This is a genomic window from Micromonospora sp. NPDC048871 (genome assembly GCF_043198155.1).
In the GTDB taxonomy this organism is placed as follows: Bacteria; Actinomycetota; Actinomycetes; order Mycobacteriales; family Micromonosporaceae; genus Micromonospora.
Genome location: NZ_JBICUM010000017.1, coordinates 71,677 through 82,746, shown reverse-complemented (window position 1 = coordinate 82,746; position 11,070 = coordinate 71,677). Strand labels below are relative to the sequence as shown.

8 protein-coding genes and 2 CRISPR repeat arrays (1 of these 10 only partly in view) are annotated in these 11,070 nt (G+C 68.5%); all 8 genes read right to left on the bottom strand.

The window, feature by feature from the left end; all coding sequences use genetic code 11:
• Positions 1-128: 128 nt before the first annotated feature.
• A CRISPR array of direct repeats spans positions 129-889; the repeat unit is 28 nt; unit sequence GGATCACCCCCGCGTGCGCGGGGAGCAG.
• A gap of 25 nt (positions 890-914) precedes the next feature.
• The 8 genes from cas2e to cas3 all read right to left on the bottom strand — a co-directional run bounded on the left by cas2e (position 915) and on the right by cas3 (position 10,347).
• Entirely contained in the window at positions 915-1,316 is a 402-nt protein-coding gene (gene cas2e / locus ACGFIK_RS25900) for a type I-E CRISPR-associated endoribonuclease Cas2e (RefSeq protein ID WP_393341775.1), read from the bottom strand.
• Positions 1,316-2,284, bottom strand: a complete 969-nt coding sequence (cas1e, locus tag ACGFIK_RS25895) for a type I-E CRISPR-associated endonuclease Cas1e (RefSeq protein WP_393341772.1) — start codon at positions 2,282-2,284, stop codon at positions 1,316-1,318. The genes cas2e and cas1e overlap by 1 nt, the downstream gene beginning before the upstream one ends.
• Positions 2,281-2,964: a type I-E CRISPR-associated protein Cas6/Cse3/CasE gene (cas6e, locus tag ACGFIK_RS25890; RefSeq protein WP_393341794.1), complete on the bottom strand. Its 684-nt coding sequence runs from the start codon at positions 2,962-2,964 to the stop codon at positions 2,281-2,283. Before cas6e ends, cas1e begins: the two co-directional genes overlap by 4 nt.
• An 8-nt stretch (positions 2,965-2,972) precedes the next feature.
• Positions 2,973-3,692 (bottom strand): type I-E CRISPR-associated protein Cas5/CasD, encoded by a 720-nt coding sequence (gene cas5e / locus ACGFIK_RS25885; protein WP_393341769.1) that lies wholly within the window; start codon positions 3,690-3,692, stop codon positions 2,973-2,975.
• Complete coding sequence (cas7e, locus tag ACGFIK_RS25880; protein ID WP_393341767.1) at positions 3,689-4,840, bottom strand: type I-E CRISPR-associated protein Cas7/Cse4/CasC; 1,152 nt, start codon at positions 4,838-4,840, stop codon at positions 3,689-3,691. The genes cas5e and cas7e overlap by 4 nt, the downstream gene beginning before the upstream one ends.
• Positions 4,841-4,842: 2 nt before the next feature.
• A complete protein-coding gene (casB, locus tag ACGFIK_RS25875) occupies positions 4,843-5,538 on the bottom strand; it encodes a type I-E CRISPR-associated protein Cse2/CasB (protein WP_393341765.1) in 696 nt (231 codons plus the stop codon).
• On the bottom strand, positions 5,535-7,211 hold the full coding sequence (gene casA, locus ACGFIK_RS25870; RefSeq protein WP_393341762.1) for a type I-E CRISPR-associated protein Cse1/CasA: 1,677 nt from the start codon (positions 7,209-7,211) through the stop codon (positions 5,535-5,537). The genes casB and casA overlap by 4 nt, the downstream gene beginning before the upstream one ends.
• 235 nt (positions 7,212-7,446) lie before the next feature.
• Positions 7,447-10,347, bottom strand: a complete 2,901-nt coding sequence (cas3, locus tag ACGFIK_RS25865) for a CRISPR-associated helicase Cas3' (protein ID WP_393341760.1) — start codon at positions 10,345-10,347, stop codon at positions 7,447-7,449.
• Positions 10,348-10,674: 327 nt separating this feature from the next.
• Positions 10,675-11,070: a CRISPR direct-repeat array (repeat unit 28 nt; unit sequence CTGCTCCCCGCGCATGCGGGGGTGATCC) (it continues 2,621 nt past the right edge of the window).

Here is an 11,070-nt window from a genome sequence, read left to right as displayed (position 1 = left end):
GCCGAACACGAGGCCCTACACGCGATGACCCACCCGGTCACCGCACCCCTGAAAACCAGCTAACCAACTGTCCATCAAACCCGGGGCTTGACACAGGGTCGGAAGCTCCCGGAGGAGCCGACCCCGGAGGGATCACCCCCGCGTGCGCGGGGAGCAGTCGGGGACCGTGAGCGCGGTTCTCCGGGGTTGGGGATCACCCCCGCGTGCGCGGGGAGCAGCTCACCGGCCGCACGGCCGGCGCGCACAGAACGGGATCACCCCCGCGTGCGCGGGGAGCAGGGCCAATCTCAAGGGCGGTTCCGGTAAGACCACGGATCACCCCCGCGTGCGCGGGGAGCAGCTCGTCCCGCAGCGCTCATACCGGGACTTCAAGGGATCACCCCCGCGTGCGCGGGGAGCAGCTGGTTCCAAAGACCAGTTGCGCCGCGTAGTAGGGATCACCCCCGCGTGCGCGGGGAGCAGGTCGGTGTCATGACCCGGCTGCTCACCACCCTGGGATCACCCCCGCGTGCGCGGGGAGCAGCGGCAGCGGGCCGAGCGCGTCACGCGGGACCAGGGATCACCCCCGCGTGCGCGGGGAGCAGACCCGGCCGAAATCGAACGGACGGCGCTCACCCGGATCACCCCCGCGTGCGCGGGGAGCAGTCCCGGCATATCCAGGCGAGATTTGAGGGGGCGGGATCACCCCCGCGTGCGCGGGGAGCAGCGCCATCGGGTCGACCAGTCGGCCTTGGGAGTGGGATCACCCCCGCGTGCGCGGGGAGCAGTACGGCAAGCTAGGGCCGGAAAGGCGACAGCGGGGATCACCCCCGCGTGCGCGGGGAGCAGATATTTGCGTCATCTAATGATGCAAGCTATGTGGGATCACCCCCGCGTGCGCGGGGAGCAGACTTGTTGACCTGGGGCGCTGTAGATCAACTGCCGGGTTTTCCTTCACTTGGTTTCGTGGCCGAGCCGTCCGGCTCAGCCGATTTGCGGCCGAAGCGACGGCGTTTTGAAGCCTTGCTCCAGCCTCGGGCTGTCGCAGGGTTGTAGGTCCTTCGATCGGTCGGCCGGCGCATCAACGTGATGCCGTCGAAGTCCACAGGCTCCCAATGGTGGTCGTGCACCTCGAAGGAGAGGCGCTGCTCGCCGGGCTGTTGATAGACCAGTAGCGCCCGCCCTGGCCCGGCCATCTCCATTACCTTGCCCCACAAGCGTTGACGAATCCGAGTGTTGACATGGCCGACGTACACCCCGGCGGAGATCTCCAGCAGCCATTGCGTCAGATGGCCGCGTAGCCCCTCCGGACAGGCGGTGAGGATGATGACGGTCATCAGAAGTCGACCTCTCCGCTGTAGTTGCGGCCACCGGCCAGTTCGAATCCGTTCTCGTCCCAGAGGCGTACGGCGTCGCTGCCGGCCTCCTCGTCGAGCCAGACCGGATCGATCGGCCCGGACGCGCTGCTGGCGAGCAGGAGGTTTCTGATGTCGCGTACGCAGCGGTCGAGGAGCGCGCCGTCGTGGACGCGGTCTCGGACGGCGCGGCGGGTGTCGGCGCCGATGTCGGTCGAGTCACCGGCGGCGATGTCGAAGGCCACCGGGATGCTGATCTCGGCCTTGTAGAGGTCGGCGATGTCGTACACGAATGATCGTTCGTGGCCGGTGTGCACGAAGCCGAGGCCCGGTGAAGCACCGATGGCGACGATAACCGCGTGCACGATGCCGTAGAGGCATGCGTGGGCTGCCGACAGGGCTTGGTTGACCGGATCGCTTCCGGCGAAGTCGTCCGGGTTGTATTCGCGGTTGTTCCAGGCTACGCCGGTGCGCAGTGCGTGCTCGCGGTAGCAGCGGCGCACCCGTGCGCCCTCCTTGCCGCGTAACTGCTGCATGGTGAGGGTGCTGGTGTCCTCGCCTGGGAAGCGCATTCGGTACATCGCGCGGGCCACCTGGAGCCGTCGGTCGCGGTGCGACACGGCGGCGGCCTGGGCGACGAGCAGACGGCTGGAGCGGGCGAGCGTACGCCCGTGGGCGTAGTAGCGGACACCGTGCTCCCCCACCCAGACGACGGTCGCACCGTTGTCGGCGATCAGCATCATCGCCTGCTGGGTGATGCTGGTGCCGGGGCCGAGCATGAGGACCCCTAGGGTGGCCGCCGGGATGTGCACGACCCCCTTCTCGTCGGTGGCGGTGATCGCGTTGCTGTCTCGGTGGATGACGCAGCGTTCGAGATAGACGAAGCTGATTCGGTCCTGCGCCCGGTTGAGGTCCGACAGCTCGGCCGGCGGGACACCGGGATGCTTCACGGCCTGGCCTGGGCAGGAGCCACGGTCAGCAGTCCGCAGCCGTACGCTCGGGCGTGCCCGATTCCTCGGGTGAGTACGCCCCGGAACAGGGCCGGGTCGGTGACTTCGAGAACCCCGTCGTAGCTGGCCGTCACCAGGGTGACCGGCCGTTCACTGCGGTTGCGGGTGAACTTGTGCACCTGACGGTTGTAGGTGACGAGGTTCAGTTCGCCATCCGCTTGCCGGGCGATGGTGAAGCCGTTGCGTTCCGCCCGGTTGGTCAGCCATTCGACCTGCTGCGCTGCGGTGACCTGCCCGAAGCGTTGGGTGCTCGGGGAGGTTTGCGTTTTGCGCCCGGTCCGGACAGGGTTCGCGGTGAGCCGGAACGCCCACTGTTGCCCTTTGTCCAGGGAGCCGAGCAGCCGCTCGTAGGGGCGGGTTTGCCAGCTTTCGGTGCTGGTCGGCCAGCCTGCCTGTTCGACCAGGTGGGTCAGATCCGGCGGGGTCGGGCTGACGATATAGAGCACGACCTGACGGTTTTGCTGCTGGTCGAGACGCCACAGGGTGCGCGCGTCGTCGCGGGTGTGGTCCTCGGGTCGAGGGAAGCCAGAGAGCACGGCGGCGTGCATCGCCTGGGGAGAGGCGAGCAGCTTGCGTGCGCCGCGCCGGGCGGTGTTCACGAGGAATCGAGTGAGATGCATCGTCATCCTTACAGCCACGACAGGGGATCGTGGTCGGCCGGTGGTGCGCCGCCGGCGGCAGCGGCCACGGGAGCACTGCCGTCGGGGTTGGGCACGACGACCCGGGTACGCACGACCGCCCGCCACCCGTACTGCCGGTGGGCCGGATCGAAGCTGATCGGCTGGTCAGGAACCGTCTCGCTGACCTCCGCCCCGGGTGGCGCGTCGGTGAGCATCTCCAGCGCAACGGTCAGACCAGCGCCCTTACACAGGCGCTTCGCGGCCTGCCACGGATAGTCGCCGAGCACCTCGGGGACGGTGCCGGGATGGACGCCGAGGGTCACCGGGGCGACCGGTGGGCAGGACCGGCGGCCGAGGTAGAGCGGGAACTTGGGTCGGCGTACCGCCTCGTCCAGGCCGGTGAGCAGGTCCTGGGCACCACCGATCGCAGCGAGGAACACCGCGTCGGAGAGGTAGTAGCGGTTGGTCAACGGCATGCTGTCCCGACCGTCGAGGGTGCGTGCGGTCTGGAAGTCCCGCAGGATCTGGCCGGGTTGGTCGATCCGGACCCCGAATTCGAGGCCAAGCAGGTCGGTGAGGGGGTCGGTACGCCGCAGGCCCTGAGCGGCGGCGAGCATCCCGATCACTCCGCTCTTGGTGGGCGCGATCTCGGTGTGCCGTTGGGTGAAGCGGCTGGTGGCCCCCCAGGATTGGAGCGGACCGGCCAGCCGCAGCAGCAGTACGCTCATGCGGGCGTGCCGAGGCGGTCGGCGACCGTCGTACCGACCGCGTTGACCAGCTCAGGCAGGGGAAGCACCTCGCCGAGGGCAGCCAGGGCCGCAGTGCGGGAACCGACGTGGGTGACCCAGGCGACGACGGCCGGGTCACCGTACGCCTGCTCGACCTCCTTGGTGTGGTCGGCGAGCTTCTCGGCGGCGGCGGTGACGACGCCGGCAAGGTCCCCGAACTGCCGCTCGCGTACGGGCTCTTCGAAGGCCCCGACCAGGTTGACCGGCTGGGTGTCGCGCAGCCGCACCATGACCGCGTCGGGGCGGGTGCCGTTGGCGAAGGTGTTCTGCTTGCCGGACGGCATGCTGGTGGTGAAGGCGTGCAGGAAGGCCTCGACAGCCTGGCGGGTGGCGGCGACGTCGCCGAGGGTGTCGTGCAGGCGATCGACGTCGACAGCCGCGTACCGGTAGAGGGTCGCGGAGTTGAACTCGATCGTGCCGATCATGCCGGCACCAGTCTCCTGGTTGTCGTGCTTACGGTCGTCGACGGCCGTGTAGTAGTCGAACTCGTTCTCGACGGCGTGCACGCTGAGGGCGTGGGCGACTTGGACGGCCGCGTCGACGTTCAGGTCCGGCACGTCGGCGAGCATCCGGCCGAACATGGCGATGTCGATGGAGTGGTCGGTGTCGGCCAGCTTCTGGAGCTGCTTGGTGTCCAGCTTCGTGCCGGTCAGCTCGGCTTCGATCGCCGCCCGGGCCAGGTTCTCCTGCTGACGGTGGCTGAGGAAGAGCAGATAGGTGGACTCGATGTCCGGGTTCTGACCGCTTTCCTTCGCCTTCTTTTTGGCGGCGGCCTCCTTCTTAACCAGGCCGGAGGCTTTGAGTACCTCGGCGGCCAGGGCGGATGCCTTGTCCTTCAGGGTCGGTTCGAGGTCGGCGATCCGCTCGGCGATGGCTTCGCCGATGCGCTTGGTGCGCTCACCGAGTTGGGAGTCGTCCAGGGTGCGGCGGAACGCCAGCCGGACCGCGCGCTTCCAGGACTGCGAGGAAACCCGAGCCCGGCGTACCCCGCCGTACATGGCGGTCTTCGGCGAGCCGGAGTCGTCACGGTTGATGTTGCTCGGCGGCACGGTGTGCAGGATGTGCACGTCCAGGATGGTGCGGGTCATGGTCACTCCTCGGAGGTGGCGCCGACCGGCGCGGAGTCGGTGTTCGGGTCGATGGCATCACCGCTCGGGGATTCCCCCGACTCGGGCTGGCGGTAGAAGTCGCGTCCCCACAGGCCACGAACCTCGGCCAGCCCCCACGGCTTCTGGAGCTTGACCAAGTCTTCGGCGAGCACTCCGTAGTCGAGGGGAATCCGATGGTCGCGCAGAAGCCGGATCAGACTGCGCAGGTGGGTGGTGACGGAGGTGTAGCTGGTGGCAGTGCCGAGGGCGGCGAACCGACGGCGAACCGGCTCGGCCCGGGAACGGTCGTGTGTCAGCAGGTTGACCGCCGCGCCGAGGCCCTGCCCGTCCTGGTGCATGCCCTGGTCACGGATGGACTGCTGGTGCACCGCGTACAGGGTGAGCGCGGTGTGCATGGCCCGCTCGGTGTGGGTGGGGTCGTCACCGATCCAGTCTCCGAGGTATTTCTCCTTCACCCGGGTTTCCTCGAGGGTGGCGAAGTCCTCCCCGGGTTTCCGCCCGACACCGGCCCGCAGGCGAGCCAGCGCCGCAACGGAGTACGCCTCCTCCCGCAGGTATCCGTCTTGCAGGGCGGTGATCCTGGCGGCGACGTACCCACCGAAGGGTCCTCGGCGGCGCCCGTGGCGGCTGCGGGCGGGGGTCGGGGTGTCGTGGTCAGCTTGGGCCGTGTCGGTCACGCCGGCACCTCCTGGGCGATGGGCGGGGTCTCGGGGGTGGCAGCCAGCGGTAGTGCGCGTCGCAGGGCGCCGCGGAAGAGGGCATCCGCCCGAGGGCTGCTCAGGTACTTCGTCTTCTCCTGGTCGACGTAGCGCCCCGCCCAGGCTTGCGGGCCGGACCACTTGACCAGGTCGCCGCCGATCCGGCGAACACACCGCTCGGCCCGCTGCTGCCATTCGACGCGGGCCTGGGTCGGATCGTCGGCCGGGCCCAGGCCGCCGAGCCAGTGCCGGAACAGAATGTCCAGCTTGGAGTACGCGAGTTCGGCGGCGCGTTCGGCGGCCGCAGCGGGTGGATCTTCGGGCCGGTCACCATAGCCGCCGGCGGCTCGGCACAGGTTCGCGGCGAGCCCACGCAGGGCCTTCACGGCGGCTTCAGCATCGGCTGCGCCGTCCACGATGGTGGTGGCCAACGGGCCGGCGGGGTCGAACGCCTGCACCGTCATGGTGAGGGCGTCGTGGTAGACCTCTTCGACCACGGACTGCTGGTTGCCGTAGACGACCCCTACCGCGCGGGCGGTGACTCGGTATCCGTCGTCGATGTGCCCTTTGAGGCGCAGCCGGGCCAGCCACTGGCTGATCGCCGGTGGCCGCCGCGCCGGGGCGTCAGCGCCTGGCTTCTCGACGGAGGTAGGCAGCAGGGCGGCCAGCCCACGCCACAGCGCCCGGGTGGCATCGTGCTCATTGGGCAGGTAGACGGTTGGCAGGCCGAGCTTCTTCTCCTGGTTGGGGCTGCGCCGCCAGCCGCTCATCGGCTCCAGGTGCTCCAGGTTGGCCCAGGTGATCCGGTCGCCGTTGGCGATCACCGTGCCGGTGATTCCACTCGCGTCGCCGTGGAGTCTGATCCGCCGGGACTGCCAGGTGTACAGGTTCAGGATGCCGTGCGGACCACGATCACCTTCATTCTCCTCACTCGGGCCGTGCGGATCGCGTTCCCAGACCGGGGAGTCACGCTCCGGGTTCTGCCGCAGGTAGGTGCTGTCTAGGGTGACCAGGTTGAGCAGGAGGGTCTCCCGCAGCGTCCGACCTTCGAGGTAGACCAGCCCGAGGGAACCGCAGGAGCCCGGCCCGATCGGGTAACCCCTACCACCCTTGACCCTCATGTCGCCGACCGCACCGGACTTGATGCCGGAGGTGTCGTAGGCCTGGCAGTTCACCAGCCAGACGGCAGCTTCGGCCGGGGTCAGGCGCTCCAGTCCGGGCCCGAGCCGGGTGGTCAGATATGGCGCGTTGTTCGGGACGTCCGCGATGAGCCGCTCCAGACCGAACGTGTCGTCGTTCTGTGTACGCAGGTCGGCCACCTGATAGAACGGCGTCACCGGGTGCAGCAGGTCGAAGCGGTCCTGGTATTCGTCCAGGTATCCGACGACATCTTCGGCGGGCAGGTCGGCTCGCTGCCAGAGCTTGTGCCAGTCGGACTCGTCCTCGGGGCCGTCGACCGCGCGGTGCAGGATGGCCAGCAGGAGGCGGAGGATCGCTGCCGTCTGGGTGGGCAGGTCACCGGCGACCGCCCGCAGCTCCGTCGCCTGCGCGAACAGCTCGGCCAGGGAGACGAGACGACGGTGACCGGCCAGGTCGAGCACCGGAATCCACGGCTGCCTGATCAGCGAGAAGGAGGAAACGACGTCCGCCATGTGAGGTGATCTCCAACCACTTTGCCCGGCAAGAAGCGACAGCCCTAATCTGTCCCTACCAATAGCATTCGGCCAGGAACTCTAGCCCTTCCCGCGCACTGCGGGGTGATCCACTGTCGCTACCTATATTCACAATGTTCCCTGCGTAGGCAGGGGTTTTCGCAGGTCGGAGACCACCTGCGGCATCCAGAGAGGCGGAACGCGGCTGGCCTGTCCGGTATCGGACAACGGTCGCTCAGCCCTTCCCCGGATCGGCTCTGGCCACCCGTAGACCACTGGCCTGGTCATAGGTCAGGGCGAAGTCGGTTAGCCGGCTGCGCCCCTGCCCATCGAGGTCGAGGATCAGCTCACCGCCGAGCAGTGGGTCCTTCTCCCAGGCAGGGAAGGCGTTGCGTTTCTCCAACTCGTCGATGACCCGGTCGATGCCACCGTTGGCGGTGATCGCTCTCGGTAGGGGCAGGGCACACCGCAGCATCGTGCGGGCGATTCTCCGCGTCGGTGCGAAGTCGGTCGGCACCACTACCCCACCGTCCGCGTCAAGCCACGGTGGGGTGATCAGTTCCTCGCCTCGGCGTACCAGGACAAGCACCTCCAGTGCCTCCGCCCCGTCGTCACGTACGTGGGCTCGGCCCCGCCGCTCGTTGCCGCCTGCGGTTTCGGTATCTCCCACGCTGGCGTCCAGCCATCCCACGAGGGATTCCCCCGGCCGCCGGACCGGCCCGATGCGGTACGTCTCCGCCCGCTTACCGGCAGCCTCGTCGTGCTGCTGGGCCAGGCCCGCTGCCTCGGCGAGCACCGGCTGCCACGGCTCGGGGCCGACCGGCGAGCTGCCGTAGGCGGTCTGCACCAGCGGCGCGATGTCCTCCGGCAGCCGCAGCATCCGCTCGCTGTCAAGGTGCGGCAACAGGACGGCCATCGCCCGCAACAGGGTGAACTTCTCGTACACCCTGGTCGAGCCCGTCACCGGGGTCGGCGGCTCGGTCGACCAGTCTGCGCCGGTCACCAGACAGCGTGGTTCGGCCAGTCGAGCGGGACGGTCGGCCCGCCGGTGCCGGTGCAGCCGCCCGACTCGTTGCAATATCAGGTCGACCGGGGCGAGATCAGTGACCAGCAGATCGAAGTCGATGTCCAGTGACTGTTCGGCCACCTGACTGGCGACCACCACATGACAGGCAGGTCGGCTCCGCCCCACCTTCGCCAGGTGGGTCGGTGATCCGAAGGTGTCCCGCAACCAGGCGTCCTTGACCGCCCGGTCGGCCGCCATGAAACGGGAGTGGGCAACCGTCACCGGAATCTGCGGACCGAGCTTTTCGCGCAGCTCGGCCGCAGTCTCCAGGACCCGCGCCACGGTGTTACGCACGACCAGGACGCAGCCGCCCTCGACCAGCTCGGCTCGGAGCCGCGCGGCGAGAACCTCCAGATCGTCGTCGAGTTTCTCCAATCGCACAGCAAGGCTGCGGCCGGATGCCGCACATGCCACCGCCACCGGCGTCCGATCGGCACCGGAGACGCTGAGCAGTGGATACCGCAGGTCGTCGCGGAGCACCCGATAGCTGTCAGGCCCGACGTCGTGGCCACCGTCGCGGGACCAGCGCCGTGGGCGACTGACGGTGCGCCGCACCCCGAGCCGGCCATCGTCGTACGCCCGCATCATGCTCGCCCGCCGGGAGGCCGGGAGGGTCGCGGAGAGAATGACCACCGGTACGCCGTGCGCGGCCAGCCACTCCAAGGCCCGGTCGAGGTACCGGCTCATGTAGACGTCGTAAGCGTGGGCCTCGTCGATGACGACCACCTTGCCGGCCAGGCCCAGATGCCGCAGGGCCACATGCCGCGCCTGCAACGCGGCGAACAGCAACTGGTCGACGGTACCGACGACGAAGCTGGTGAGCAGCTTCCGCTTCCGCCCGGCCAGCCAGCCATGCACGGCGACCGCCGCACCACCCTCGTCCTCCGCGATCGCACTCGGCAGCCCTCCGTCCCGATAGAGGCGAGAGTATTCGTCGTTGAGCATCGCCTTGCCGTGGGCGAGGGCCGCGTCCCGGGCACCCCGGCCGCGATCGGCGTCGGGAAGGCGACTGAGCCAACCCAATACCCGGCTGAACATCGCGTCACCGGTCGCCCGGGTGGGCAGCGCCAGGAAACATCCGCCCGCACCGGTACGCCGGGCGAGAATCTCCACAGCAGCGAGCGCCGCCTCAGTCTTCCCTTCACCCATCGGAGCCTCGACGATCAGCAGCCCCGGCAGTGGCATGGTGCGAGCCTGCTCCACCACCGCCGCCTGCACCGGATAGGGCCGGGCCCCGGCTGGCATCTCGAAGCGCCGAGAGAACAGGGCCGGCGTGTCCAGATCCGCGACGTCAACAGCCGCCCAGGGGGTCGGCAAATCCAACTCGTCCCACGCCTGGGCCAGTCGGTCGGGCGCGTCCTCCTGGCGGTAGCCGTACGGGAAGTAGTCCTCGTTGCTGGCGATCCAGTCGGCGACGATCACGATCGCGGTCAGCAGAACCTGCACCGGCTGCGGTAGGGCGACCTCCCGCCAGGCCGGCAGCCGGTCAACACTGTCGGTGTACCGGCTCATCCAGCTCAGCAACTCGCCGCGCACCTGCGGCCATGGCCCGTCAACCCCGAGCAGATAGGGCCGCTCCCGGATGCGCATGAGATCGCCGTCCGTCGGTGGCACCCCGTGGTGCCCACCAACCACTACGGCGTACGCCCCGGCCTGGTCGCGTGACCAGCCATGCTCGGCGGTCAACCAATCGATGAGAGCCAGGTGCCCGACGGGCCCGTGCGGCGCGCAAAGCCGATCAGCCTCGACCTGGCGGTCGAAGGTGAAGCCGGCATCCTCCATGGCCACCCGTAGGTGCCGCACCTGCCAGGCGAAGGCCGGGCTCACCTTGCCGATGTCGTGGATGCCAGCTAGCCAGCGCACCAACCTGCGCCCGTCGTCGACCCCACCGGGCAGCGCCTCCGCAATACGCTTCCGAACCGCAACGGGTAGCCACAGATCCCACAACATGCCAGCGACATCGGCGGAATCGGCGAGGTGCCGGTAAAGCGGAAGCCAGAAGCCCCGGTCGCGGTTCGTCTTACCCCAAACCAGGCGGGCGCGCTCACTGAGACCATGCTGGTCAATCACGGGAGAAACGAAAGCAGAGGGGTACGACACAGGCCGCCAACTCCGTTCCAGCAACGACCGCTACCGGGTCACACCGACGCATCACATGCTCGTGAACGACCATCATGTACGCCGGACACGGCTGTCGACCGAGATTGTCTCGACTTCGGTCGATCAGGCGGACTCCTCACTGACTGATCCGGTACCGCCGCTCGACCAACCGGTACGCTGACCAACCGACCGACCACAGCAGTCACGCCCTCAATGCGGGAGCCCGCAATGGTGATCTTCAAAGTCAAAGTGAATGAAATCCAGGAAGTTGATCTATAGCACTCCAGGTCAGGAAGTCTGCTCCCCGCGCATGCGGGGGTGATCCCTCGATGCGGCCCTTCGGTAAGGCAACGAACGTCTGCTCCCCGCGCATGCGGGGGTGATCCCGCCGCCATCGGCAATGTGCCGTTCGGTGACGTCTGCTCCCCGCGCATGCGGGGGTGATCCCGGACGGGGCACCCCATGACCCGGCCGTCGGGTCTGCTCCCCGCGCATGCGGGGGTGATCCTGGCGAACATGACCCGCGCGTTTACGTCCGGGTCTGCTCCCCGCGCATGCGGGGGTGATCCTTTCAACCTCGCCCGTCAGGCGTTCGACATTGCCTGCTCCCCGCGCATGCGGGGGTGATCCGGCGATGATGGGGCCGGTCCCCGGGTACCCGAGCTGCTCCCCGCGCATGCGGGGGTGATCCAA